The sequence below is a fragment of the candidate division WOR-3 bacterium genome, from assembly GCA_029858255.1.
Lineage (GTDB): Bacteria > Hydrothermota > Tepidihabitantia > SM23-42 > SM23-42 > SM23-42.
In genome coordinates, this window is record JAOUFJ010000003.1 from 131,951 (window position 1) to 156,869 (window position 24,919).

Annotated in this window: 26 protein-coding genes; 10 read left to right on the forward strand and 16 right to left on the reverse strand. The window is 48.3% G+C overall.

Going from position 1 to position 24,919, the window contains the following annotated elements:
• Window positions 1-17: 17 nt before the first annotated feature.
• The 8 genes from OEV79_02815 to OEV79_02850 all read right to left on the reverse strand — a co-directional run bounded on the left by OEV79_02815 (window position 18) and on the right by OEV79_02850 (window position 8,582).
• Window positions 18-311, reverse strand: a complete 294-nt coding sequence (locus OEV79_02815) for an SHOCT domain-containing protein (GenBank protein ID MDH4210361.1) — start codon at window positions 309-311, stop codon at window positions 18-20.
• A 10-nt stretch (window positions 312-321) separates the two neighbouring features.
• Entirely contained in the window at window positions 322-705 is a 384-nt protein-coding gene (locus OEV79_02820) for a DUF302 domain-containing protein (protein ID MDH4210362.1), read from the reverse strand.
• Window positions 706-784: 79 nt separating this feature from the next.
• The gene (locus tag OEV79_02825) at window positions 785-1,117 is read right to left on the reverse strand and encodes a P-II family nitrogen regulator (GenBank protein MDH4210363.1); all 333 of its coding nucleotides are present in this window, start codon (window positions 1,115-1,117) and stop codon (window positions 785-787) included.
• 77 nt (window positions 1,118-1,194) lie between these two features.
• A complete protein-coding gene (locus OEV79_02830) occupies window positions 1,195-4,401 on the reverse strand; it encodes a CusA/CzcA family heavy metal efflux RND transporter (GenBank protein MDH4210364.1) in 3,207 nt (1,068 codons plus the stop codon).
• A 13-nt stretch (window positions 4,402-4,414) separates the two neighbouring features.
• Window positions 4,415-5,737, reverse strand: a complete 1,323-nt coding sequence (locus OEV79_02835; protein ID MDH4210365.1) for an efflux RND transporter periplasmic adaptor subunit — start codon at window positions 5,735-5,737, stop codon at window positions 4,415-4,417.
• A 14-nt stretch (window positions 5,738-5,751) separates the two neighbouring features.
• On the reverse strand, window positions 5,752-6,960 hold the full coding sequence (locus OEV79_02840; protein ID MDH4210366.1) for a TolC family protein: 1,209 nt from the start codon (window positions 6,958-6,960) through the stop codon (window positions 5,752-5,754).
• A 280-nt stretch (window positions 6,961-7,240) separates the two neighbouring features.
• Window positions 7,241-8,011, reverse strand: a complete 771-nt coding sequence (locus OEV79_02845) for a DUF5667 domain-containing protein (GenBank protein MDH4210367.1) — start codon at window positions 8,009-8,011, stop codon at window positions 7,241-7,243.
• Complete coding sequence (locus tag OEV79_02850) at window positions 7,995-8,582, reverse strand: RNA polymerase sigma factor (protein MDH4210368.1); 588 nt, start codon at window positions 8,580-8,582, stop codon at window positions 7,995-7,997. The genes OEV79_02845 and OEV79_02850 overlap by 17 nt, the downstream gene beginning before the upstream one ends.
• 99 nt (window positions 8,583-8,681) lie before the next feature.
• Between OEV79_02850 and OEV79_02855 the strand changes: the two genes are divergently transcribed.
• From OEV79_02855 to OEV79_02900, 10 genes are all read left to right on the forward strand, one after another.
• Window positions 8,682-9,104, forward strand: coding sequence for an Rrf2 family transcriptional regulator (locus OEV79_02855; protein ID MDH4210369.1), 423 nt, complete (start codon window positions 8,682-8,684; stop codon window positions 9,102-9,104).
• Entirely contained in the window at window positions 9,101-10,168 is a 1,068-nt protein-coding gene (locus OEV79_02860) for an AIR synthase family protein (GenBank protein MDH4210370.1), read from the forward strand. The genes OEV79_02855 and OEV79_02860 overlap by 4 nt, the downstream gene beginning before the upstream one ends.
• Window positions 10,169-11,353, forward strand: coding sequence for a cysteine desulfurase NifS (nifS, locus tag OEV79_02865; protein ID MDH4210371.1), 1,185 nt, complete (start codon window positions 10,169-10,171; stop codon window positions 11,351-11,353). It abuts the gene before it with no gap.
• A 12-nt stretch (window positions 11,354-11,365) separates the two neighbouring features.
• Complete coding sequence (locus OEV79_02870) at window positions 11,366-11,806, forward strand: iron-sulfur cluster assembly scaffold protein (protein MDH4210372.1); 441 nt, start codon at window positions 11,366-11,368, stop codon at window positions 11,804-11,806.
• 138 nt (window positions 11,807-11,944) lie between these two features.
• Complete coding sequence (locus OEV79_02875; GenBank protein ID MDH4210373.1) at window positions 11,945-12,490, forward strand: RNA polymerase sigma factor; 546 nt, start codon at window positions 11,945-11,947, stop codon at window positions 12,488-12,490.
• Between the two features lie 33 nt (window positions 12,491-12,523).
• Window positions 12,524-13,045, forward strand: coding sequence for a zf-HC2 domain-containing protein (locus OEV79_02880; protein ID MDH4210374.1), 522 nt, complete (start codon window positions 12,524-12,526; stop codon window positions 13,043-13,045).
• Window positions 13,033-14,382: a polymer-forming cytoskeletal protein gene (locus OEV79_02885; GenBank protein MDH4210375.1), complete on the forward strand. Its 1,350-nt coding sequence runs from the start codon at window positions 13,033-13,035 to the stop codon at window positions 14,380-14,382. Before OEV79_02880 ends, OEV79_02885 begins: the two co-directional genes overlap by 13 nt.
• A gap of 100 nt (window positions 14,383-14,482) precedes the next feature.
• On the forward strand, window positions 14,483-16,549 hold the full coding sequence (locus OEV79_02890) for a GreA/GreB family elongation factor (protein MDH4210376.1): 2,067 nt from the start codon (window positions 14,483-14,485) through the stop codon (window positions 16,547-16,549).
• Between the two features lie 73 nt (window positions 16,550-16,622).
• Complete coding sequence (locus OEV79_02895) at window positions 16,623-17,126, forward strand: PDZ domain-containing protein (GenBank protein ID MDH4210377.1); 504 nt, start codon at window positions 16,623-16,625, stop codon at window positions 17,124-17,126.
• Between the two features lie 106 nt (window positions 17,127-17,232).
• Entirely contained in the window at window positions 17,233-18,198 is a 966-nt protein-coding gene (locus OEV79_02900; protein MDH4210378.1) for a PH domain-containing protein, read from the forward strand.
• 20 nt (window positions 18,199-18,218) lie between these two features.
• Here OEV79_02900 and OEV79_02905 read toward each other — a convergent pair whose 3' ends face one another.
• From OEV79_02905 to OEV79_02940, 8 genes are all read right to left on the reverse strand, one after another.
• The gene (locus OEV79_02905) at window positions 18,219-18,809 is read right to left on the reverse strand and encodes a zinc-ribbon domain-containing protein (protein ID MDH4210379.1); all 591 of its coding nucleotides are present in this window, start codon (window positions 18,807-18,809) and stop codon (window positions 18,219-18,221) included.
• Entirely contained in the window at window positions 18,799-19,392 is a 594-nt protein-coding gene (gene coaE / locus OEV79_02910; GenBank protein ID MDH4210380.1) for a dephospho-CoA kinase, read from the reverse strand. Before coaE ends, OEV79_02905 begins: the two co-directional genes overlap by 11 nt.
• 12 nt (window positions 19,393-19,404) lie before the next feature.
• A complete protein-coding gene (gene fabF / locus OEV79_02915; GenBank protein ID MDH4210381.1) occupies window positions 19,405-20,640 on the reverse strand; it encodes a beta-ketoacyl-ACP synthase II in 1,236 nt (411 codons plus the stop codon).
• The gene (gene acpP, locus OEV79_02920; GenBank protein MDH4210382.1) at window positions 20,637-20,876 is read right to left on the reverse strand and encodes an acyl carrier protein; all 240 of its coding nucleotides are present in this window, start codon (window positions 20,874-20,876) and stop codon (window positions 20,637-20,639) included. Before acpP ends, fabF begins: the two co-directional genes overlap by 4 nt.
• Before the next feature lie 57 nt (window positions 20,877-20,933).
• Window positions 20,934-21,668: a 3-oxoacyl-[acyl-carrier-protein] reductase gene (gene fabG, locus OEV79_02925; GenBank protein ID MDH4210383.1), complete on the reverse strand. Its 735-nt coding sequence runs from the start codon at window positions 21,666-21,668 to the stop codon at window positions 20,934-20,936.
• A gap of 99 nt (window positions 21,669-21,767) precedes the next feature.
• Entirely contained in the window at window positions 21,768-23,006 is a 1,239-nt protein-coding gene (locus tag OEV79_02930) for an isocitrate/isopropylmalate family dehydrogenase (GenBank protein ID MDH4210384.1), read from the reverse strand.
• A gap of 91 nt (window positions 23,007-23,097) precedes the next feature.
• Window positions 23,098-23,598, reverse strand: coding sequence for a 3-isopropylmalate dehydratase small subunit (locus OEV79_02935; protein ID MDH4210385.1), 501 nt, complete (start codon window positions 23,596-23,598; stop codon window positions 23,098-23,100).
• 24 nt (window positions 23,599-23,622) lie between these two features.
• Entirely contained in the window at window positions 23,623-24,903 is a 1,281-nt protein-coding gene (locus OEV79_02940; GenBank protein MDH4210386.1) for a citrate (Si)-synthase, read from the reverse strand.
• Between the last annotated feature and the right edge of the window lie 16 nt (window positions 24,904-24,919).

Below are 24,919 nucleotides of genomic sequence, written 5' to 3' on the forward strand. Positions count from 1 at the left end.
CCGGATTGAAGAGAATATTACTCGAGTTCTTTCTTTATCTTATTGTATTCTTCCCTGGTTATTTCACCGCTGGCGTAGCGTTTCTTTAAGATCTCAAGAGACGACTCTTCGCCTCCCTTTTTCATCCATTTATCTCCGCGTGCGACGAAATATATCACCACGCCGATCAAGACCAGTAATAGCAGCCACATAAATACACCTCCGTAACTCCACGGCATGTGATCCCATTCGTCCATCATGTGCCACCCTCTCGGATAGTAGCATGCCGATGACGCCATTAACACAAGTAAAAAGGATATCAATAATTTCATAATTTCCTCCTCATATTTCATCGAAGGCACGCTTCAATTTCGCTTCTACCGTGTCTGCCAGATCATGCAATGCCTCGTTCTGGACTATCGCCATTGCTTCGCTCGGTTTCATTACCCCGATCCACACCTGACCGTCTTTCTCATAAACGATAACATTACACGGTAGCAGCAAACCAATATTCCATTCTGCCGAAATGGCTTCATGTGCCAGTTTGGGGTTACATGCCCCAAGTATCATATATTTCGGGAAATCAATATTCAATTTCTCTTTGAACTTTGCCTGCGCATCGATGGTTGTTAATATCTTAAATCCCTCTTTCTTTAATTCCTTTTCAACTTTTTCAAGAGCATCATCGAATGCAAGATCCGTTGCTTTTACGAAACCATACTTCATACTTGCCTCCCGTATTATTATATACCTCACCTATGCCGCGTCAATGAATTTTCGAAGTGAAACTCCGCCAGCAATGCACCTACTTTGTGCTGAGCCGACCGTCACGAATCCCGACTGTCTCATCAACTGGTGAAATAACAACGATACCATCACCTTTGTAGCCAGTACGCGCGTTCTTAATGATTATATCGCGTATGCTGTCCACCTGGTCATCACTGCATACAATTTCGAGTTTGACCATAGTCGTATAAGTACCCGCGTGCGCCGACGATATTTCAAGATGATGCGGGTCAATCTCATCCCCCATCACGCGGATATCTATTGCTGTCAAGCGCGGAGCACCGATCTCTTTCAACGCATGGATGACCTTGTCAGACATGTAGGTCCGGACATAAGCTTTTATCTGCTTCACATAACCCCCTGATCTCCCGGCACGAACCCGTTGTCAACATTCCGAATACGCGCTCAATCACAACTGCGCCAACCTGGTCATTGCGCTACCCGTCGTTCCTTAATCCACGAATAGAGAACCGGTACCAGAATCAGATTGGCAAAAGTCGCACTCATGAGGCCACCGATTATTGGCGACGCCATGGGCTTGATCACCTCGGCACCGGCAGAAGTGAAGAACATAATAGGCATGAGAGCGAGAACCGTGGTGAGTACTGTCATCAATATTGGTCTGACGCGCAACAGACCACCCTCAATGACCATACCGCGCACCTCCTCCCTATTCAAAGGTCTTTTCCCTTCAAATATGTTCCTAAAAACCGCCATCAACACCACCGCGTTATCCGTGGCAACGCCAAAAAGCGCGATAAATCCTACCCACACGGCCGTCGAGAACTTAAAACCCAGAAGGAAAAGAGGAATTACACCTCCGACAAGCGCAAACGGAAGTCCCAATGCTACGATAAAAACAGAAGACACATCTTTGAAAGCCATGTAGAGTAACAGTAATATTACAGCCAGGCAAATCGGCAGAACGACCGCCAATCTGTTTCTCGCTTCGACCTCAGATTCAAACTGACCACTCCAGCTCATGTAATATCCTGGAGGAATCTCGAGATCCCCGCTGGCGATCTTGTCTTCGACCGCCCTCTGGGCATCTCGGACAAAATCAACGAGACCAACCAAGTCCTGATCGACATTTATGAACACCCTGAAATATGGTACGGTGTTTTCTGATTGTATCATTGCCGGGCCCAGAGTTTTCCTGAAATTCACCAACAGGCCCATGGGTACGTGAGCACCACTCGGAGTCGGTATGAGAAGGTCCGCCAGACTCTCGGGGCTGTCACGAAAATCGCGCATGTACCGCACGCGTACAGGATATCTCTCTCTCCCTTCGACTGTGTGAGTGATATTCATTCCGCCGATTGCCATTGCGATAATATCCTGGACCGTGCCCAGGTTCACGCCGTAGCGCGCGATCTGCTCACGGTTTATCTCGATCTCAAAATAAGGACGATTGCCGATCCTTTCTGCATAAACGCTTGCCGCACCCTTCACCGCAGAAACTATTGCTTCAAGTTCAGTTGCAATCTGTTCAACAACTTTCAGATCAGGACCAAAGACCTTCATGCCAACCGGGGTCTGAATGCCGGTTGCCAGCATGTCGATCCGATTACGTATGGGCTGTGTCATGATCGGACTCACCCCAGGTATTCTCGTCTTCGACTGGATTTCGTTGATCAACTTTTCCCGCGTCATCCCTTTGCGCCACTGGCTTTCCGGCCTGAGATGTATTATTGTTTCGATCATCGTTATCGGTGCAGGATCGGTTGATGTTTCTGCACGGCCGAGTTTGCCTACCACCCATTCCACCTCTTCAGCAAAATCATTTTTTATTATGATATCCTGCTTGCGCATAATTTCCATAACCTGGGTAAGAGATGCCCCCGGCAACAAAACAGGCATAAATAACAAATCGCCTTCGTTCAATGGCGGCATGAATTCCTGCTTGACGAAAAATGATGTGGCCAAACCAACGGACAGGAAGATCAGAAAAAACAGCAGAACTAAACGCTTGTGCTGAAGCGACCATTTGATTACCGGATGGTAAAGTCTTCTAAGCGTTCTCGATACCACATTCTCGTCGGGCAATCGTAACCGGCCGCGTATCAGGTAATATGCGAGTGTCGGCAGAAGACAGACCGCGATCAATGCCGCTCCGACCATGGCAAATGTCTTGGTGTAGGCAAGAGGCCTGAAAAGCCTGCCCGCCTGCCCCGTCAGCACGAATACGGGGATGAAACCGATGATCGTTGTGAGGAGTGCAAAGAAAACAGGACGGCCGACTTCCTTTGCACCATCAACACATAATTCCAGACGCTCGCTCTTACTCAATGAGCTTCGCTTTTGCCGCTCAGCGACCTTCCGGTAAATATTCTCGACCAGTACCGAACCGGCATCGACCATGACGCCGATTGCTATGGCAATGCCCCCAAGCGACATGATGTTGGCATCAATGCCAAAAACGCGCATCAGAATGAACGATATCAGAACACCGAGCGGTAAGACCGCGGAGATTATCATACCCCCAAAGAAATGAAATAGGAAAACAACGATCACGAAAATTGTGATCAGGATTTCCTGCAATAGTGCATCTCTCAGCGTATTGGTTACCCTGCCGATCAGTCCAGTGCGGTCATAAAATGCAACAATGCGCACTCCAGACGGCAACCCCACACTCAACTCCTCTATCTTGTCTTTGACACCTTTGATGACCCGTACTGGATTCTGACCATGGCGCATGACCACGACGCCACCGGTGACCTCGGTGCCAGCTCGATCCAGAGCGCCCCTCCTGAAATCAGGGCCGATAGTCACCACACCAATATCTCGGACATAAACCGGTACGCCTTCATGCGCAGCTATCGCAATATTCTCTATGTCTTCAAGTTTCTTGATGAAACCAACACCCCTGATAATGAATTCGACTCCTCCCGTCTCAAATACCTTTGCTCCCACATCGATATTCGACCTTTTAACCGCATTTATGACTTCAAGTGCAGTGATATGGTAATGTGCTAGCCGGTAGGGGTCGATATCGATTTGATACTGCCTAACATATCCACCAACCGATGCTACTTCTGACACTCCGCTCACTGCGTTCAGGCCGTAGCGGACATACCAGTCTTGAATACTGCGCAATTCGCCAAGGTCATAGGTAGAACTTACCAGCTCTTTGCCATCTTGAGGGCAATGACCGGGATGTGCGTATGATTCTTGCGGATGGTCAGAACAGTAATAGCCATTCTCAACAGTGTACCAGAATATCTGACCCACTGCAGTAACATCAGGGCCAAGGGAAACCTTTGCATCAGCGGGCAGGTCGGTAGTGGCGAAATTCAATCTCTCAAGCACCCTGGTCCGTGCCCAGTAGAAATCCACGCCTTCCCTGAAAATAAGATTAACCATGCCAAAACCGAATGCCGAAGAGGACCTGATGGTCTTAACGCCCGGAGTGCCCATCAATTTTGTGGTTAATGGATACAGAACTTGATCTTCGATATCTTTCGGGCTACGCCCAGTCCATTCCGCATAAACGATGACCTGTAGATCGCCAATATCGGGGATCGCGTCTATAGGCGTGTTACGAAATGATAATACACCCCAGATGAGGATCAGTACAAATGCACCGATGACCAGAAATCTGTTTCTCAGACAAATGTCTATTAGTCTTTCTATCATCTACCCACGAACCTCAATGTTGATGACCCAGTGGTGGCCGCTCATTCTCTTCAACGCCCAGTGCACCACCATACCCGATCGCGGCCAAACCACTCAACCTGCTCTCAGAGTCAACCAGGAAATTTCCGTTGATCACAATCGTCTCATTCTCGGCCAATCCTTCGATCACTGGGTAGTAGTGAACAGGGGCATCTCCAACGTGGGCAACTGTTTTCGGTCCTAAATTTACAGCACGAGGTTGAAACTTCCCGTCGCCGAGATACGCCCACACAACCTGCCGTGTACCACTATTCAAAACGGCCTCCGCGGGTACGGCCAGCACCATTTCCGGATCGTCCGCCATATTCCCGCGGAATGGTGCATTGATCCTGGCTTCTACAAACATACCGGGGGTCAACACAGGTTCAACACGGTCCAGTCGTATTCTGATGGTTGCGGAACGCTTTCGGGAATCAAGAATTTTGCTGATTGATTCTACCCTGCCTTTCAATTCCATCCCGGGAAGCGCACTCGACACCACGACCGCCTCCTGACCTCTTCTGATCCAGGCAATATCGGACTCATATGCATCGGCGTACACCCAACTCGCTACATCCGGGAGGACTAGAGACCTGTCAATATTCCTTGTTCTTTTCAAAACCCTTATCTCATCATCATCCATACCAAGCACTTTGAGCTTATATTCAGAACCCTGGATAAGGCGGGTAGCCCGCTCCATGGCAACTGCATCACCTTCGCCGATCATTTCACTCATATGGAGGGCGTTTACATACTCCTCTTGAGCCGTCACCAACTCAGGATCGAAAGCCACCTTGCCGACCAGGTGTAGTTCACGGTGCAGGTGTTGTCGCTTCACCTGTGCCAAACTGATGCCTGCAAGCTCGATCGCGCGGTCGTCCAGGTGGAGCATGTTACCCGCATCACTTCGTTCATAGACCGGAATCAAAGCCATGCCGCAAATCGGACAAGCCCCCTCTTCATCAGACCTGACCTCCGGATGCATCGTGCATGTCCAGTATTGTACTTCAGAATCCGAGTGCGTTTCAACTTTCTGCATCTGTTCATGTGACATGTTCGTGATATATTTCTCTGGATTCTTAATGAATTGTTCGTCACAACCAGGGCAGCACATATAATACAACTCATCCTTGTATTTAATAACGGGCGTGGATTCATTTATCACGAACGAATCACCAGCCACTATACACAAGGCCTTTGTGCCTATCAGCTTTTTGTCCAACTCCACCTTCTGTGCTTTTTCACCAAAGGAAAGCACAAAAAAGGACGCGCCGACAAGTGCAACGAAGAGGATTACTGCTATGGTCTTTATTGACATGAAACCTCCTTTTTCTAATTTGAGCGTCCTATCACCTGCTCCAGCTCGGCGCTAGCCATAAATAACATCGCCTGAGCCTCTTCATAATCATATTCAGCCTGGACAAGTGATCTTTCACTCTCCAGCACGATCTGAAAATCAATTCTGTTCAGTTCATATGCGGCAAATGCCGACTTCAATGCGGTCTCGGCCTGTGGCAGGACCGAGTTTTTATAAAGATCCACGGCTCGTCGATATTTCTCAACCCGGGTTCTTGCCTCCTTCACATCCAAAAGAATTGCATTTTCGACCATCTCATAGCGTGCCCCGGCGCTGCTCACCAATGAATTTGCCTCCCGTACCATTTCTCTCTGCTTACCCAAGAACCATATGGGCACACTGAAACCTATCATGTACTTACTGTTGCGCATATTATTATCCATTAATTCCTGAGTATATCTGAACGTCAGGTCTGGGAGATAGGTCTGCCTCGCAATAGACAGTGCCAGTTGCGCTTCCTTGCGTTTCAGATCAAATGCCTTCAACCTCGGTTGGTTTTCCCTTGCCATCTCATACAATACGGGCAACGGAAGTGTATCGACTTGTTGAACAGGCTTGGCCAGTACAGGAAGGTTATTGTCGAGGTCGCGGTTGAGCAGCGTGTTCAGATATGACTCGATAATACTGAGGTCATCATTCAATGACATCAGCTGATTCTCGGCTCTTGCCAGTTCGACCTGCGAAATCAATACCTCTGCCTGGGAAGCCTCATTTATTGAATACTTCTGCCTTGCAGCGCTATAGATCTGCTGTAAGAAAGCTATGGACTTCTCCGTGGCCGAAATCCTTCCCTTGAGTAACAGAAAAGTAGCATACGATTCTTTCACACCACTTATCAAAACCTGTTCCCTGTCCTCGTAGAGTAGAGTGGAGTAATCGAATGCGAGCCTTGCCCGATCAGAACGATTGGAAATCTTCGTGGGAAATGGCATTTGCTGAGTCACGCTGAACATCGTCATATTGTCGCTGAATTCAAAAGCTAACAGAGGATCGGGCAGGTAACGCAGCCATGAAATTCCGTATCCAGCTGCCTCAAACTCCGCGCGCATCGCCCCCAGCTCCGGGTTTTCACGCTTTACCTCTTCGATAAGGTCACTCAACGTTAACAGCGAATCAACACCTGCATTTGCCGCCTGCGGCAAATAGCAAAGCGCGACAAATGTTAGGATCAACAATCTCTCCATAATATTATCGGACGTTTCAACTCTCTCCAAGTTACGTGATGCGATTTGAAGCCACGTTTGACCGGTGTGAAAATCGAAAACCGGCGCTCACCGATAGGTCAGATTAAATTTCTCTGTTTTGGTGAGCACCGGTTGGGAGGAACCATTAAGACAACTCCTATGCTTTTATCCCCCTTTGGTCTTATTATACGGACGACGGAAACGGGTAAAAGTTACGCGGAAAATGAATAGATTGGTTTTGGCGGTTTTTTAACTAGAAATGCAGGACCGGTAAGGTGATTCAGGACCCGACCGGGAGCTTGAAATTGTCAGATTCTATGTGATATCTAATACAATCGAGGCAATGACGGTGCTCCATACAACTCAGGAGCGCCTTTTCGATTTCCTCGATATTGCAGTCGCATGCGCATTCCTTCGTTCTCTCGAGCACATCCACCTGAAAGAGATTGCACTCATATATCTGGTCGATCAACCTTTCCCTGCTCTCGGGCCTCAAGTCAACAAGGTGTTCAATTGCATGATCGATCTCATGGAGCATCTCAGACAACAATGCACAATTCAGCGGTACACCGGGCTCCGCGGAAGAGGACAATTCATGTGTACGCCTACCAGCCAAAACAACGTGCAATCTTGCCATACCCTCTGAATCGATAGTAAGCAAGTGCTGGACCTCCTCGGCAAAGCGCTTGACCGGATAAAGAAAATGGCCAGGCAGGCTCTTCGCGCTCAATGATACCGTAGTCATCTCAAACACAAATAGAAAAAGAAAGATTGCTATTGCCCGCACCGGCAACGTCTTAAACGCGAAAAAACCCCGTAAATCCAAGCGTTTCTGACGCATTAAGGGTTTCTGCACTCTGCTCATTGCCGCCCGTACTGCCTCGACATCGGGTTCGGGCGTAGGAATCTCGTCTATTTTCACGGCAAGCTCAAGCAACGGCCTAAGTTCTTCCTCATATTGAGGATATTTACTCAAACAATCGCCAATCGTCTTCCCTTTACATATTTCGGCAATCAATTCATCCAGAACGTCTTCAATTCTCTGCTTCATAGACACCTCTCCTCATGAAATAATCACGTAAGGCCTTCAATGCTCTGAATTGAAGCACCTTTACGGCACCAACCGATTTATGAATAATACTGGCTATCTCACGATTGTCGTGCCCTTCAATGAATTTAAGGATCACGACCTGTCTCTGTTCTTCGGTCAAGTGCTTTAACCCCCTTTTCAACCTTTCTCTGGTCATTATCTGCTTGCTGAAATCATCCGACTTTTTCAAAGCCTGCTCCGGGATATCATTCAAGCTGATCTCAGAACGCACAGCGCGCCGACGATAGAAATCGATTAGGTGATTCCGTGCGATCTGATAGATCCAGGCATGAAAATTGCCCCGTTGTTTCTTTATCGACTGTACTATTTTCATAACAACCTCACTCGTCAAATCCTCAGCGTCTTCCGGACGATCAACTCGGTAGTAGAGGTAGGCATAAATATGGGCGTATACATACGAACATACATCGGACAAAGCCCGTTCCTCACCTCTTTTTGCCCTGCGCACAAGGTCAGCGAGTTCAGGATGACCAATATCCCTTCGTATAAATAAGGACGTATTCCTTTCCATATGGTTACAGGCAAATTATAAACACGTCCGCAAAAATGTCAATTCGTATGTTTATCTAATACATATTGACAATATCCTACTTTTTTAGTAGAATATATCATGCGTCTGACCACCATGACCACATATGCGGTCCAGGCCATGCTCGATCTGGCCGAGAAGCCGACCGGCACAGTTGTTTCATTGCGGGAAATTGCCGGGCGCCAGGGATTAAAAGTGAAATACCTTGAGCAGATATTCATGAAACTCACTCATGCCGGGCTGGTGAAGAGCAAGAAAGGCCCGGGCGGAGGTTATTCACTTCAACGTCCGGTCAACGCAATCAAGATCAGTGAAATAATGGAAGCGGTTGGTGAGTCACGGGCACCGGTGCGATGCCTGGTCCCGGACAACAACAGACATTGCTCCCGGCTTGAACACTGTGCGATCAGGCCTTACTGGAAAAGAATGAAAGAAACAATAGATCAATTCCTTGACTCTTCAACGCTCTATGATATTATTCATGAAAAAAAGAAAATGATATGAATGATTTACCCGAGATCGGCAAGATATCTGCAGAAGCCTTCAACAAACTGATTTTCCCTCATCTTGGCGCGGTCCGTCCCGAAGTGGCGGTTGGTCCCCAGCACGGGGTCGATGTCGGCATCGTTGAGATCGGAAACAGAGCCGTGGCAATAACTACTGACCCGGTTTTCATCGTACGCGAATACGGGTTGGAAAGGGCAGCCTGGTTCGCGATTCACATATTGGCCTCTGACGTGGTAACGTCAGGGTTGCCACCTGCATATCTGGCGATCGATCTTAACCTCCCGCTTTCCGTAACCGAAAAAGAACTGAGCACCATCTGGACGACAATCGATAAAGAATGCAAGAAGATGGGCATGGCAATTGTGTGCGGACATACCGCACGATACGATAACTGCAACTATCCAATGGTGGGCGGTGCCACGGTACTGGCAATTGGCGATGTCGATGATTATGTGACGCCCAGATTCTGCCGGGAGGGCGACCAGATCATCATAACGAAGGGACCGGCAATCGAAGCCGCAGGCATATTCGCGACCATGTTTCCTAAATATCTGACAAAGACTCTGGGTCCGGAATTCTCACAGAAAGCACAGGGTCTGTTCTACAAGATGTCGGTAGTGGATGATGCATTGACCGCTGTAAAGATCGGTGTCCGTGATGCCGGGATCTCGGCAATGCACGATGCAACTGAGTGCGGTGTTTATGGAGGGATATTCGAGATCGCTCAGGCTGCCGCGCTTGGCGCCCGCGTCAATGTCTCACGCATCCTTTTTGAAGACTGCGTCCAGGAGATATGTGACCTGTTCAAAATCGATCCCTACAAATCGATCAGTGAAGGAACCTTAATAATAACTTGCCGCGAGCATAAAGCCGATGCGCTCACCAATAGGCTCAACGAGTCCGGAATAAAAGCATCGATTGTTGGTGAATTAGTATCTGCAAAGCATGGCATCTCGGTAATTGAAGACAATAAAGAAAAAAAATTAGAGCATCCCCGGGTGGATCCTTTCTGGCGCGCATTCCATGATGCCCTACAGAATTACGGTAAACTGGAGAGGTAAATGAGAAATAAGGAGAGGAGGGTGTATCTCGACAACAATGCGACGACTCCCACGGATCCTCGGATCATTGAGAAGATGCTTCCTTACTTCCACGAGATATCAGCTAACCCGTCTTCGATTCACCGCGCGGGTCGTCAGGCTCGAGACGCCGTGGAAGAAGCAAGAGAAAAACTCTCACGCCTCGTGAACTGCAGAACCGAAGAAACGTATTTCACGTCAGGAGGAACCGAAGCTGACAATATGGCAATCAAAGGTACTGTTTTTGCACAAAATGAACGTAATAAGATCATCACTTCCGAGATCGAACACCACGCGGTATTAACAACCTGCGAGTACATGACAAAATTCGGCTACGAAATCATCAAGGTGCCGGTGGACAAGCATGGCATCGTTGATCTGGATTTCTTATCTCGCTCGGTTGATGAAAAAACACTACTTGTCTCTATCATGCACGCTAATAATGAAGTAGGAACGATCGAGCCGGTCAATGAAATAGCCCGGATCGCACACCGGCACGGTGCCATATTCCATACCGATGCAGTGCAGACAGTAGGCAAGATTCCTATCGATATCGACGACCTCGAGATCGACATGTTATCTCTATCCGGCCATAAATTCTATGGTCCCAAGGGAATCGGAGCTCTTATCGTCCGTAGGGGCACAAGGTTCGATCCGCTGCATCATGGCGGCCATCACGAGAGAAACAAACGCGCCGGCACCGAGAACGTGCCAGGCATTGTCGGGCTTGGAAAAGCTTGCGAAATAGCTGTAACAGAAATAACCGGTGAAGAAAAAAGACTCCAAGTACTAAGGGATAATCTATGGGCCGGTATCACTAAAGATATCAAGGAAGTCCTACTGAACGGTCACCCCGAAAAAAGACTGGCCGGCACACTTAATCTCAGCGTCAGGTATATTGAAGGCGAGTCGATGTTGCTCAACCTCGACATGCAGGGCATTTGTGCCTCAAGCGGATCAGCCTGCACTTCGGGCAGCCTCGAAGCATCACACGTGCTACTCGCAATGGGTGTGCCGCACGACCTGGCTCACGGTTCTCTGCGTTTCTCAATGGGGCGATTCAATAGGGACGAAGACATTGATTACGTGATCAAGGTATTCCCGGAGATCGTCAGAAAACTGAGGGCGATCTCTCCGCTTTACAAGAACAACCTTAGCAAGCATTAGCTGGGAGCACATATGCAATATTCACAAAAAGTCATGGACCACTTCATGAATCCACGCAATGTGGGTGAAATAGAAGACGCCGATGGTGTCGGTACGTGCGGCAATCCGGTATGCGGTGACCTCATGACATTCTATATCAAGATTCACCCGCAAACTGATGATCTTGATAAGGCACGGATATCTGAAATACGCTTCAAAACTTTTGGTTGCGGTGCAGCGATCGCGGTCGCTTCAATGGCGAGCGAAATGGCAAAAGGCAAGTCACTCTCAGAAGTCGCTGCGATGTCACGCGATGATGTCGCGAACATGCTTGATGGATTACCGCCAATCAAGATGCACTGTTCAAACATTGGAGTCCAGGCAATTCAGGAAGCAGTGAAGGATTACCTGCAGCAAATAGGCAGGGACGATCTTGCGCGCAGGATTAAGGGCTGCCCTAAGAAAGAACACTGACCTGCCCGTGCTCTTGAACAAAGTGGAATCCACAAATCTGCCCCGTGTGCATCATCATCTAAAGATGCTCCTCATCTGTTCAAGCTGGTTATACCCTGCTGTCTATCACCGGCAACAGTTAGGTCCCCTGGTATTGGTATGAAGACGCGCGGCGAGATCACCCATCTCATCGAAAAGGCGCTCGACCGCGATGAAGAAGCTTGTACAAGGATTCTCAATCTATACAAAGGAAGGATCTTCAGCTACGTGTTTCGCATGGTCCGCAATTATCACGACGCCGAGGATATAACTTTTGAAACGTTTATCAAATGTTTCAATGCTCTGGCATCTTTCGATACGTCCAAGCCTTTTACCACCTGGCTTTTCACAATCGCCCATAATCTTACCATGGACCATTTCAGGAAGCATAAAATAGAATTGGAGTATTGTGATGAGTTTCACCCAAGCAGTGACGATCTACCCAGAGAATATGAAAAAAAGCGAAAGATCGAACAGATCGATCAAGCACTCAGCCAGCTCCCGCCGCTCGACCGTGAATTGATCATCCTCTTTCACAAAGAAGAGAATACATACCAGGAAATCAGCGAGATCATGAAGATACCTGTAACGACGATCAAGACCAGGCTGCATCGGGCACGAAAGAAACTGCACGGGCTCGTCCACAAGAAACCAGAAAAACAGTGAAACTTAACACCCTTTTTTACGTATTACCTAGTGATGAGACATAAAGAGATAGAAAGACTAATCCAACAGAGACTGGACCGTGAACTGAACCCGGATGAAAGCGCCCGTCTGGATAAGCACCTGGCACGTTGTTCTGAATGCGCAGTGTTCTTCCAGGAAATGTCACAGACAGCAAGTCTTGTGCAACAGATTGATGAGATGCACCCGCAAGTTGGTTTCAATGCACGGATACTTGCCCGACTCGGAGCGAAAAGACGATTTGCCTGGTCAAAAGCAGGCATTGCTTTTGCCGGGAGCTGGGTAGCAGCATTGGTATTCTTCATCTACTCCTCGCTACCAGCGCAGATCCTGGGGCGGTTAACGACCTCGTTCCCGTCGATCGTCAGACTATCGGAAAAGGTCGAGCTGGTAATAACTTCGCTGAGCCAGGTTTTGACACCGGTATTTAAGAACGCATTGAGCAGTGCGAACCCGGCCATCGGATTGGTCTTCAGTATTCTGTTCGTATATTTCTTGGGCAAAGCCTTACAAAAGGAGGTAAAATGCAGGGCTTAACAACAATATTGCTAATAGTTACCGCAGCCGTCGGCCAATCCTTGACCGCTAACGCTGATTACATCGGCGCATTAGCGCCAGTCGAGGTGACGGCAACGCGCTACGCAAATGAAGACATGGCCTGGAGCGGCTTAATGCCCGCGGTAGAGGTCACGGCGTCCAGGTACGATAAAGAAGATGTCGCCTGGTCGGGTATGATACCGGACGTTATGTCACTCATAAAAGCATACTGCTGTGAGAACGAGAGCGAATATGGTCATCCAGATGTTGAAGCTGCTCATGCAGCGATACTGGTCAAACAGGTCGATATTCCCGATTTCGAAATGAATATTGAGGTTGCCGACCTGAAGATCTTCGGCGCAATTCCCGGTGCGATCACATTCAGCGGCGATTACCACCTGGTGGCTGGCGATACTATCGACGAGGACGTAACCGTGACCGGTGGCAATGCCAGGATCGACGGTGTCATCATCGGAGAGCTGGCCGTAATGGGTGGAACCGTTGATGTCAATGGAATGATTGATGGTGAAGTCGCAGTACTCGGAGGCAATCTTGACATCACAGGGTTAATCGATGGGGATGCTGCCGTGTTCGGCGGCAATATCAAGAACCGCGGGATCATCGATGGAGAACTACATGTTGTTGGAGGCACTGTTTACCTCGATTCAGGATCTGTGGTCACTGGCGATATCAGTATGGTTGGTGGTACGGTTGAACGTGATGAGAATGCAGTAGTAGAGGGAGACATCGAATCGGTCGAGATCAAAGCTCTGGAAAAAGTCCTGCCCCGCATTAGCCAGGCGTTCAGACTTCCGCGTATGTTACCGGGCAGAAGCGTATTTCCGAGTGCAATATTCCTTGGTATGCTGCTCGTTCTCTATCTATTCAATCTACTGGTGGCGGTGATCTTCCCCAATGCCATAGAAAAAATCGAGGCGAAGATCGAACAGAGCATTTGGGCAGCGATCGGCCTGGGACTCGCGATACAGTTGCTGTTCGTACCGCTTATCGTGCTCTTTGCCATCTCGATAATCGGCATACCGCTTATCATATTGCTCCCCCTGGCAGTTTGTCTGGCAACGCTATTCGGTCTCTCGGCACTCTCGCTCGCCGCTGGTGAGCGTGTATGCAAGGGATTCAAATGGAACGTCGAGAGCCTGCTCGGCAGGCTCAGTCTTGGCTGGCTGGCGATCATGCTCATTCCCATCATCCTCATTCTCATCGGACCACCCGCCTTCGCGATCGGCTTCGTGATCATCTACATCACGATGACCATAGGTCTGGGCGGCGTGATATACACATTGATCAGGCGAACACCCAAAGAAGCAAAGAAATAAGAATGTAACAATTCATAAGGCCGGTCTTTCCAGTGACCGGCCTTTTCTATTCAGGAAAGTGTGCATGTTGAATTGTCCTTTTTCCCGAGTATAATAGAGGATGACAAGAATTGATGATGCATTAAGGCTTGTTGCCAGCCGCAAATTCCACGAACTCGAAGACCTGTGGACCGACATGATAACGGATGCGAGCATTGAAATTGATGATTATCTGTCCATCGGCGACGCGGTTCAAAATGCTGGCGATTCTTCCAGGGCGGGCCTTCTGCTGGAGCTGCTCAGCGATTATCATGAATCGAAGAAGGAATACGAGACGGTAATCAGAATACAGAAACGTATGTTACGCTATGACCGAGAGAGCCTCCAAATACGAAACAAACTCATGGCTCTCTATAGAAAGCAATACAAAGACTCTCTCCACCTTGAGGACTATCTGGAGCTCTCGGGTTTGAGCAGCAGCGAGCCAATAATGAAGGCGATACAAAAATTTGAGGATTATATGCGCTATGACATAGGCAGGTACTTCTTCTTCGAACGCTACGGAATAGGAAAGGTCGTTGCTGTCAAACCAGAGAAAAAGGAAATAGTGGTGGATTTTGAACTGAAGAAGAAACATTTCCTGACCATCGATATAGCAAAAGGTCTGCTTACGCCAATTACGCAAACCCACTTCCTCCATGTGAAACATGAAGACATCGATAAGTTGAGATCGATGGCGGTGGAACAGCCGGCTGAGGTCGTATTAATGATCCTGCGCAGTTTCTCTGAACCCATGCCGGCATTAAGGATAAAAGGCTATTTGGAAGGCATAGTCGACAAAACGCACATAAACAAGTTCTGGGAAAGGGTACGGAAAACCCTCGAGAGACACGATAACATAAGAGTCACGGGCAAAACCTCGAAGACATATTCCTTCGTTGATTCGGTTGTCGACAAGGAAAACCAGGCGATCGAAGCATTTCATAATGCAAAGCTCAGGGACAAGTACGGAATCGCAGAGGAATATGCACACAAAATGCCCGGGGTCTTTGAACAGCTCATACCGCACCTTGTCCAGCTCGGCAGACTCGTTCAAAAAGATCATCCGGGCATTGCCCTTGATATCCTGATGCTGTTCGATGAAAAGAAGGCAGATGCCCAATTGAGTTATTCAATCGAAGACCTGTTCGAAGCGAACGCACCTGAAGACATCCTCAAAGAAACGACCAACCCCCAAAACGGTGCCAGATTCATCTCATATATCAAAGAAAAAGATCCGAACAGATGGCCTGATATCGCATCTGGCATTCTGTTTGCCATCAACGATTTCAAAATAATGGACGCAGTGAGCGAGCACATGCGCGATACGCCCGACAAGCTCGAAGATATTTATCGCAGGATACTGGCCATGCCAAAAGACTACCCCAGGCAATTTCACTGGATGCTCAAGAAGATCGAGAGCGGCGCCTTGAATGACTATTTCAGGCCTAATCTTATTCCTAAATTCATAGACAGCCTCTCTTATGTTCAGGGAGTCAAAGCAACAGTAAAGAAGATCTTGACCTTAAAGAGCTTTGACGAAGTTATCGCGCGCACTGAGCTTAACGATGCGCGACGAATCCAAGAATCGGTCAAGAGTAGCACGGTATTGAGCGAGCATGAGAAATCAGGTTACCTGAGAATTCTCGAACACTATTTTCCGGTTATGGTGGAAGTGAAAACCGACATCATCTACTCCACAGAGGCTGCGTTGATCCGTAAGAAAAAGGAACTCGAACATATCCTCACTATTGAAATCCCGGCAAATAAGAAAGAAATCAGCCGCGCCCGTGAATTCGGTGACCTCAGCGAAAACTTCGAATACAAAGCAGCAAAAGAAAAGCAGGACCAGCTCTATGCAAAGGTGAAGAACATAGAATCGGAACTAATGAATGTGCGTGTGATCGACCCCGCAAACATCGCCACCGATGCCGTTGGTGTCGGCACCGAAGTGAAACTCCAGAACACGGAAGATGAATCGACGGTCGTATACACAATAATGGGGAGGTGGGATACTGACCTTTCAAACAATATCATATCCAATGAAGCACCGCTCGCCCGGACGGTGCTGGGCAGGAAAATCAATGATATAGTAAACATCAAAGACATAGCATATCGCATCGTGGAAATCACACCCGCAATCCAGTGAGCCGGCCCGGTACTGCAAAATAGTATAAACCTTATCATATGTTAGTGCGTCCAACATAGTGAGGAGGTAAACCATGAAGACCATAATTCTATTGATGACGCTCTTTATCCCACTGTCAATGCACGGGAATGAAGATACGGTTGGATATCTCGGACTTTCCACTCAGAACCTGAGTGAAGCAATGAAGATTGCATTCGATGTTGACTATGGGCTTCTCGTCGACAGGATCTACGAGGGATCACCGGCGGAAGAAGGAGGCATGAACGTTGGTGATATAATCCAGAAGATCGATGGCAATGAAATAAGAGACTACAAAACACTCAGGAAAATCGTCCGGGAGAATCCGAGCAAGCGTGTCACCGTGTCACTGCTTCGCAAGGGCAAACAGATCTCGAAGACAGTCACGCTTGGTGCCAAAGAGAAATCAAGAATAAGCATTAACATAGATATACCGGAGATCCCCGATCTCCAGGTCATACTCGGAACGAAGGAGCTGCAGGACAATATCGCCGAGTTGAGAGTCGAACTCGACGAATTAAAGAGAGAGTTGGAGGAGATCAAGGAACAATTGAGATAGACTATTTCATTCAACTCTAAGAAAAAGACCTCAATCATAACTTGCCCCGGGATTTCTCATCCGACCCCACGGTTGACGGCAGAAGGAATGATACTATAATAAGGTCATGGAATTCAAAGTAGCCAAGTTTGACACGCCCGCGTTGATAACTACTTCTATCGTCACTTTCCTGCTTGCAGGGTTGGCAACACTGGTCTTTTTTCTGGCACCTCATGGCTGGGTTTTCAGTATTATCTCAGTATTGATCATTTCTCTTTCGTATCTCCTGAGCCCGATGAGATACAGTTTCAAAGGCTCTGATCTCATCATCCGAAAGGTCATCGGAAAAGAAATAAGCATCAAGCTCAGTGAAGTAGAAAGCTATGTGGTCGTTCCAAATTTTACGAAACTGCGGGTCGCGCGGACTTTTGGCAATGGTGGGTTATTTGGATATTACGGCACTTTTTCTACTGCAGAATACGGGCCGATAGATTGCCAACTACGCAGCCTCAAGAACGTCATTATTTTAAAAACCAAAGACAAAACCTACGCAATATCACCGGATGCAGTAGCTCAGTTCGAAGAGAAATTGACGAACGCGGTCAAAGGAGTGAAGGGCACGATCGATGTCTTGGTACCGTCAGAACCCGGGACTATGGAGCATGCAAATCCTCTGATCTTACTTCTGCCGGTATTCCTTTTCATCCTTACTGTGGTAATGGTACTCCTTGTATATCTGCAATTACCCGAACGCGTTGCGGTTCATTTCGATATGCACGGGAATCCTGATGGATGGGGTTCGCGGACATCCTATCTGATATCAGGAATCTTACCTGCTGCGGTCCTAGCTGCAATCAGCATACTCACTTTTTTCATTGTAAGAAGAGCAGCAAGAAAACCAAACCTTCCATATCTGCTGGTGATAATTTTCGCCGTAATTCAATTTTTTACCGCTTATATATCATTCGAAACATACTGGGTGAACAAACAAGGCAATCATATCATACCATTCCCGTACAACATGATTGTTTATTTCATCGCAATCGCGGTGCTACTTTTTGTTTATTATAGGAAAGTCAGGTCCAGTGCCTGATACGGCACCAACCGGCTTGTTTATTTGAATATTTTCGTGCCTTTACCAACGATTGTATTCAGTTGCTCCTTGAAATAATCCGTACTCTCTACAATGTGTTTGGGAATCTGCTGGCAGTAATAATCCCATGATCTGCGTATCTCCGGGCCCAGGAGTTCAGCGATCGTGCCATCTTTCAAGCCCTGCTCCACCCTTGCTTTGTTGTACAGCACGAGGTCCGAGGCCAGAGCCTTGGCCAAGCGGCGGGCTCTTGCATGCCATTTCTTATCTTCTTCGCTCAGTTCTCCCTCGGAGAGATGTACTTTCCTCTCAACCGATTCTTCAACCGCCTTGCGTTCCGCCTCTGCCTTTTTAGGCAAATCCATCGATGGGGGTTTTTCGACCTCGGGGGGTGGCGGTGACCCCTCACCGGCTCCCGGCTCGACCACAGGTGCCGGAGCCGTGTATGATGTCTTCTTGGGGGGAACATCGGCAACCGGCGTTGCGACCGAAGGTCTTCGTATATATATCACTCCACCACATTTCTTGCACCGAACCTTGACGCCCGCTGAAGGTATCTTCTTTTCATCGATATTGTATTTGGTCTTGCAGTGGCTGCACTCAACAATCATCTTTTATCCGCCGGTAGATTTCCTTACACTTCTTGCGCAATTCGGTCAATGTTCCGTTATTGCTAATGACAAAATCCGCCCTTCCAGACAATTCTTTCTCACTCTTCTGCATTGACCGTATCATGGAAAACACTTTCTCATCAATACCCTTCGCTTTAGCGCGAGCCGACATAATATCATCACGGGCTGTCATCAACATCGTATAGTCGGTCAATGCACAAATCTCGGGCCAATCGAATAGTAGTGCTGCATCGACAATGACGATACCGGACTTAACACAAGATATCTCCTTGATAATCTTCTTTACCAGCAAAGGATGTGATAACCGATTAAGAAAATTCAGTTTCGCACGGTCAGCAAAAACCAGATCACGGAGTTTGATTTTATCGATCTTACGCCCCTTCATTATCTCTTTTCCGAATCTCCTCTGAAGCATCAGGGATATTTCCGGCAACACCTCCCACCCTATTTTATCTGCAGAAATACAAGAAGCACCCAGATCCGCAAATACCTTTGCTGCCGTCGTCTTTCCTGTACCTACATTCCCGGCTAGCCCGATCACAACTCTTAGGCCAGGGCGCATAAGAGCACCCTCTCAAAAACGCTTGAAGCAAAGTGTTGCGTTATGTCCACCGAAACCGAGCGAATTTGACAATCCGTAATCTATCTTCACTTTCCTGGACTCGCCACGCACAATGTCCAAACCTTCACACTCGGGATCGGGATCATCGAGGTTTATCGTGGGATGCACGATCTGATCCCTGATCGAGAGGATCATAACCACAGACTCAACCGCGCCAGCGGCGCCAAGGCTATGACCAAGCATAGACTTCGTGGCGTTCAGCACCAGTGAACTGGCGTGGGCGCCGAATAAATCCTTAATAGCCCGAGCTTCGAACTTATCGTTTAACTCGGTCGACGTACCATGGGTATTTATGAAATCAATATCTTCGTTCCGGCAATTGGCTTCCTTTATCGATCTTGCCATGGACCTGCGCGCGCCTTCTCCTTCGGGTGCCGGAGCAGTTATATGATAACCGTCACCAGTGGCACCGTAACCCAAGATCTCGCAATATATCCTCGCACCCCTTGCTTCCGCGAATGCCAGTTCTTCCAGAACCAGGGTCGCCGCGCCCTCGGCAATCACGAATCCATCGCGCGCCTTATCAAATGGTCTCGACGCTTTTTGTGGCTCGTCGTTGCGCCTTGAGAGTGCCTTCATGTTGCTGAAACCTGCGACGGCAAACGGAGTGATCGGCGACTCTGCGCCACCCGTGATCACAACGTCGGCATCGCCATATTTGACCGCACGAAAAGCTTCACCGATTGCGTGAGCACCGGAAGCACAGGCTGATACAGTAGTATAATTGGGTCCTTTCAGTCCCCAGTGAATGGAAACGTATCCGGAAGTCATATCGCTGATCATCATAGGAATGAGAAATGGTGAAACACGACTCGGTCCTTGCTCGATGAATTTCCTGTGTTCTGCCTCCCAGGTCAAGAGCCCGCCGATGCCAGAACCGATTATCACTCCAATCCGGTCCGGATCGTACTTGCCGAAATCAATCTTCGAGTCTTCGACCGCCTCGACAGCCGACCACAGCGACAACTGAACACACCGGTCAAGCCTCCTTACAGTTTTGGGAGGAATCCGCTCGTCAGGACGAAAATCTTTAACCTCACCGGCGATCTTGACCACATGTTCAGTCGTATCAAAGGACGTGATATTATCGATACCACTGATTCCTTTGAGAAGCCTCTCCCAAGTCGTCTTGGCATCATTTCCCAATGGTGTAATCGCACCCAGCCCTGTAACAACGACCCTTCTCATTTCTGCTTAAGCTTCTCCTCTAAATAGGACACCGCCTTACCCACGTTGTCGAGCTTCTGCGCCTCTTCCTCTGATATCTGGAGACTGAATTTCTCCTCGAATGCCATGATCAACTCAACCGTGTCAAGGGAATCCGCACCAAGATCTTCAATGAACTTGGCATCAATTGTGACTTTCTCTGGTGGTACATGTAGCTGCTCCACGATTATATTTCTTACCTCATCAAAAAGGGCCATCTTATTCCTCCTTTCATTTTCTCTGATTCAAAGCACAATAGAACCGGTATTGCGCCACTACCTCATGACCATTCCGCCGTCCACACATATAGTCTGGCCGGTTATGTACGAAGCCTCGTCGGAGGTCAAGAAAAAAACCAAATTCGCAACATCAGTGGGTTCTCCAAAGCGACCAAGCGGTATCAAATGTAGGTAGTTCTGCCTGATATCCTCGGGAATAACTTCGGTCATCCTTGTTTCGATGAAACCGGGTGCCACCGCGTTGACATTGATGTTGCGGCTTGAGAATTCTTTTGCACATGATTTCGTGAACGCGATTATCCCAGCTTTGCTCGCGGCATAGTTTGTCTGACCAAAGTTACCCACTAGTCCTATCACCGAAGCGATATTTACTATCCTGCCATAACGTTGTTTCATCATGTGTTTCACCACGGCTCTCGTGACGAGAAAGGTACCCGTAAGATTGACCTGCAGAACGCGATCCCAATCGTCCTTGCTCATACGTATCAACAGCTTGTCGTTGGTTATACCCGCATTATTAATAAGGAAGTCTATTCTGCCGAAATCTCCAGATATTTCTTCTACGACTTCGTTTACCTGCTTTTCGTCAGCTATATCCAGTCTGTAGAATCTGGCGGACTCCCCAATCTCCGCCGCCAATTTCTCACCGTTCTCTTCATCAACATCGCAGATTACCACTTGCGTGTCTGCCTGCACGAAACGACGGACAATTGCTGCACCAATACCTGTAGCACCGCCAGTGATTAGACCAACTCTGACATCCACAGCCATTCTAAAATTCTATTCAATTTTTACATGATGTCAAGTCCATGGGCAGTAAAGCGTAAAAGAAGCCCCGCCGGTCGGCGGGGCTTCTTAGCGTTGGACGCACTAAACCTGTTGATATCCTTTCCAGCGTTGTTCCAGACCGGGGTCATTCATCGTATCCAGAATGTAATTGCAGAAATCACGTCCCGTTGCCCCAGTGGAACGCCCAGTCATCACGAGCTTTTTCTCATGTTGACCACATATATCAAGCGCCATCTCGAGTTTCCTCGCATGCTCCACATATCCGCAATGATTGAGAAGCATGGAACCTGCCCGGATGACACTGCTCGGGTCTGCGTATTTCGCCCTGCCTTCCTTTACCATACGCGGAGCGCTTCCATGAATCGCCTCGAACATGGCGTAGCGCTTGCCGATATTTGCACTGCCAGCAGTACCAACACCACCCTGGAATTCAGCAGCCTCATCCGTAAGAATATCACCATAGAGGTTCGGAAGAACCATCACCTTGAACTCACGCCGTCGTTTTTCATCAACAAGTTTCGCGGTCATAATATCAATAAACCAATCATCCGACTCAATCCCGGGATATTCCCTGGCTATTTCATAGAACGTCTTGAGAAAAAGCCCATCAGTGGTTTTGACAACATTTGCCTTCGTAACCGCGGTCACGCGATTCACCTTGTTCTTCTTGGCGTATTCGAAAGCCAGCCTGATAATACGATCACTGCCTGGTTTTGTTGTAAGCTTGAAATCGATCGCGATGTCCGGTGTTACTTCAATGCCGAAAGGTCCCAGTGCGTACACATCTTCGGTATTCTCCCGGAAGAACATCCAGTCAATACCCAGTGCAGGAACGCGCACCGGTCGCACGTTGGCAAACAAATCCAATTCCTTCCGCACTGCAACGTTAGCACTCTCGATATTCGGCCAGGGATCGCCCTTCTTCGGTGTTGTCGTCGGCCCCTTCAATGTCACGTGGCATTTCTTTATTTCGACCAGGACATCATCCGGTATCGGTTTCATGACCTCGGACCGCTTCTCAATGGTCATGCCCTCAATCACCCGGAACTCGACCTTGCCACGCGAAACTTCACCTTTGAGAATCTGCTCAAGTACCCGCTGTGCCTCGGCCGTTATGTAAGGGCCAATACCATCACCACCCAGAATTCCAATGATCAACGGATGGAGTTTTCCATATTCTATCCATTCCTGGGCTTTCTTTAGACGCCTGACTCGCTGAAGTTGGGTTTCGAGTATTCCCCCAAAATGTTGCTGGGCCCTGACGATCACAGCCGGCGTCTTGGTCTTCTTCACTATTTTCTTCTTAGCAAGCTTCTTCATCTTCTTTGTCTTCGACACTTTTTTTGATTTCATTTTCTTAGTCTTTTTCGCCAGATTTTTTTTCATCTTTTTCATCTTTTGTCTCCTTTGACTAATCTAGTTTAAAATCGCCGTGCTTCTTTATGTGCGACAGAAGTCCTCCATCATTCAGAATATTCAGCATCGCCTTTGGCAACGGATGGGCAGTGAGTTCAATGTCTTTCGTTTTGTTCTTTATTATACCGGTCGCCAGGTCAACCCAGATCTCATCACCTTGTTCGATCTTATCAGTATCGCATTCCAGGAGAGGCAGGCCAACGTTTATGGCATTACGATAGAATATCCGCGCGAAAGACTTTGCCAGTACTGCCGATACACCTGCAAGCTTTATGATTGTCGGTGCATGCTCTCGTGAACTACCCAGCCCGAAATTACCACCGGCCACGACGAAATCACCCTCTGTCATCTTCGAGGCAAATTCCTTATCAGCATCTTCGAGCACATGTTTGGCAAGCTCTGGTAGATTAGATCGCAAGTGGAAGTACCGTCCAGGACAGATCAGATCGGTTGAGATACTGTCGCCAAATTTCCATGCCTTTCCCTTAAGAATCATCACTAACCTCCTGGTCGATACGAATTAACCCTTTGACACCGCTTCTTTGACCCAACTCGTTGTTACCGACTTTGGCCTTTCAATGGCCTCACCAAGAGCTCGGCTAACGATGAGCTGTGAGCACATTCCCATGGCCCTCGATACTCCAAACAAAACCGTGTAGTACTCAAACTCGGTCAGGCCGAAATGGTACAACAGACAGCCCGAGGCCGCGTCGACATTCGGCCAGGGGTCTTTTGCCTTACCATGTTCCTTCAACACAAGGGGGATCACGTTGAAGACCTTATCAACGATCTGGAAATAAGGATCATCAGCGCAGACCCGCGCGCCGAATTCTCGGAATGCATCAAAACGCGGATCAGTTATCCTGAGCACCGCATGACCGTACCCCGGGATGACCTGCCCGGAATTCAACGTGTCCCAGGCAAACTGCTTGAGTTGATCGTCAGTCGGCACGCCACCGAACTTCTCCTTGACCATTATCACCCAGCGTAAACATTCTTGATTTGCCAAACCATGCAACGGTCCGGCCAGACCGTTCAGGCCCGCTGACACGGCGTAATAGGGATCCGAAAGCGCCGAACCAACGCAGTGGCACGTGTGGGCACTCACATTCCCGCCTTCATGATCAGAATGCAGGACCATATAGAGCCGCATGAGATCTGCGAATGATCCGGTCGAATCCTTTATGCCAAGCATATGCGCGTAGTTTGCCGCCCAATCAAGCTTTGGATCGGGTTCGATCCTCGAACCCTTGTCAAATTTCATGCGATAAATACCAGCAGCAAGATTTGGAAGTTTGCCAAGAAGATTCATGCAATCCTCAAGTGTAGCATCCCAGTAATCTTCTTTTTTCATCCCAGCAGTATACTGCTTTCTGAAAACCGACTCCTTCTCCATCGCGAGAATGCCCAGGCTGAACATCACCATGGGGTGAGAATCCCTGGGTAGTGCTTCGAGTGTTTTCCAGACGTAGTCGGGTACTTGACACCGGCTGCTCAGCTCATTCTTCAGGGATTCCAGAGCCTCTGCATCCGGCATCTCACCCGTTACCAAGAGGTAAAAAACGGCCTCGGGCAATTGATCCTTCAATTCAGCAACAGGTCGACCGCGAATGATGAGTCCTTTATCCGGAGGTACTACCGAGGTATCACACACTAAGGCTTTGACGCCCCGCATGCCACCATATAATTGTGACACCTTAACCTCTGATATGACTTTGTCAGCATTCTGTTTGACAAAACCCTTGATATCTTCCCGCAGCGCAGGAATCATTTTTGTAAGTTTTTCTTTTAGTTTGCCCATCTCGTTTCCTCCTTAC

What these genes read in the sequence shown, in the direction of transcription:
- OEV79_02885 (MDH4210375.1), top strand. Translation starts at nt 13,033, where the DNA reads ATGCAGGGCTTAACAACAATATTGCTAATAGTTACCGCAGCCGTCGGC.
- OEV79_02860 (MDH4210370.1), top strand. Translation starts at nt 9,101, where the DNA reads ATGAATGATTTACCCGAGATCGGCAAGATATCTGCAGAAGCCTTCAAC.
- fabF (MDH4210381.1), bottom strand. Translation starts at nt 20,640, where the DNA reads ATGAGAAGGGTCGTTGTTACAGGGCTGGGTGCGATTACACCATTGGGA.
- OEV79_02870 (MDH4210372.1), top strand. Translation starts at nt 11,366, where the DNA reads ATGCAATATTCACAAAAAGTCATGGACCACTTCATGAATCCACGCAAT.
- OEV79_02850 (MDH4210368.1), bottom strand. Translation starts at nt 8,582, where the DNA reads ATGGAAAGGAATACGTCCTTATTTATACGAAGGGATATTGGTCATCCT.
- OEV79_02875 (MDH4210373.1), top strand. Translation starts at nt 11,945, where the DNA reads ATGAAGACGCGCGGCGAGATCACCCATCTCATCGAAAAGGCGCTCGAC.
- OEV79_02940 (MDH4210386.1), bottom strand. Translation starts at nt 24,903, where the DNA reads ATGGGCAAACTAAAAGAAAAACTTACAAAAATGATTCCTGCGCTGCGG.
- OEV79_02855 (MDH4210369.1), top strand. Translation starts at nt 8,682, where the DNA reads ATGCGTCTGACCACCATGACCACATATGCGGTCCAGGCCATGCTCGAT.
- coaE (MDH4210380.1), bottom strand. Translation starts at nt 19,392, where the DNA reads ATGCGCCCTGGCCTAAGAGTTGTGATCGGGCTAGCCGGGAATGTAGGT.
- acpP (MDH4210382.1), bottom strand. Translation starts at nt 20,876, where the DNA reads ATGGCCCTTTTTGATGAGGTAAGAAATATAATCGTGGAGCAGCTACAT.
- OEV79_02900 (MDH4210378.1), top strand. Translation starts at nt 17,233, where the DNA reads ATGGAATTCAAAGTAGCCAAGTTTGACACGCCCGCGTTGATAACTACT.
- OEV79_02835 (MDH4210365.1), bottom strand. Translation starts at nt 5,737, where the DNA reads ATGTCAATAAAGACCATAGCAGTAATCCTCTTCGTTGCACTTGTCGGC.
- OEV79_02845 (MDH4210367.1), bottom strand. Translation starts at nt 8,011, where the DNA reads ATGAAGCAGAGAATTGAAGACGTTCTGGATGAATTGATTGCCGAAATA.
- OEV79_02820 (MDH4210362.1), bottom strand. Translation starts at nt 705, where the DNA reads ATGAAGTATGGTTTCGTAAAAGCAACGGATCTTGCATTCGATGATGCT.
- nifS (MDH4210371.1), top strand. Translation starts at nt 10,169, where the DNA reads ATGAGAAATAAGGAGAGGAGGGTGTATCTCGACAACAATGCGACGACT.
- OEV79_02890 (MDH4210376.1), top strand. Translation starts at nt 14,483, where the DNA reads ATGACAAGAATTGATGATGCATTAAGGCTTGTTGCCAGCCGCAAATTC.
- OEV79_02840 (MDH4210366.1), bottom strand. Translation starts at nt 6,960, where the DNA reads ATGGAGAGATTGTTGATCCTAACATTTGTCGCGCTTTGCTATTTGCCG.
- fabG (MDH4210383.1), bottom strand. Translation starts at nt 21,668, where the DNA reads ATGGCTGTGGATGTCAGAGTTGGTCTAATCACTGGCGGTGCTACAGGT.
- OEV79_02935 (MDH4210385.1), bottom strand. Translation starts at nt 23,598, where the DNA reads ATGATTCTTAAGGGAAAGGCATGGAAATTTGGCGACAGTATCTCAACC.
- OEV79_02880 (MDH4210374.1), top strand. Translation starts at nt 12,524, where the DNA reads ATGAGACATAAAGAGATAGAAAGACTAATCCAACAGAGACTGGACCGT.
- OEV79_02815 (MDH4210361.1), bottom strand. Translation starts at nt 311, where the DNA reads ATGAAATTATTGATATCCTTTTTACTTGTGTTAATGGCGTCATCGGCA.
- OEV79_02830 (MDH4210364.1), bottom strand. Translation starts at nt 4,401, where the DNA reads ATGATAGAAAGACTAATAGACATTTGTCTGAGAAACAGATTTCTGGTC.
- OEV79_02895 (MDH4210377.1), top strand. Translation starts at nt 16,623, where the DNA reads ATGAAGACCATAATTCTATTGATGACGCTCTTTATCCCACTGTCAATG.
- OEV79_02930 (MDH4210384.1), bottom strand. Translation starts at nt 23,006, where the DNA reads ATGAAGAAGCTTGCTAAGAAGAAAATAGTGAAGAAGACCAAGACGCCG.
- OEV79_02905 (MDH4210379.1), bottom strand. Translation starts at nt 18,809, where the DNA reads ATGATTGTTGAGTGCAGCCACTGCAAGACCAAATACAATATCGATGAA.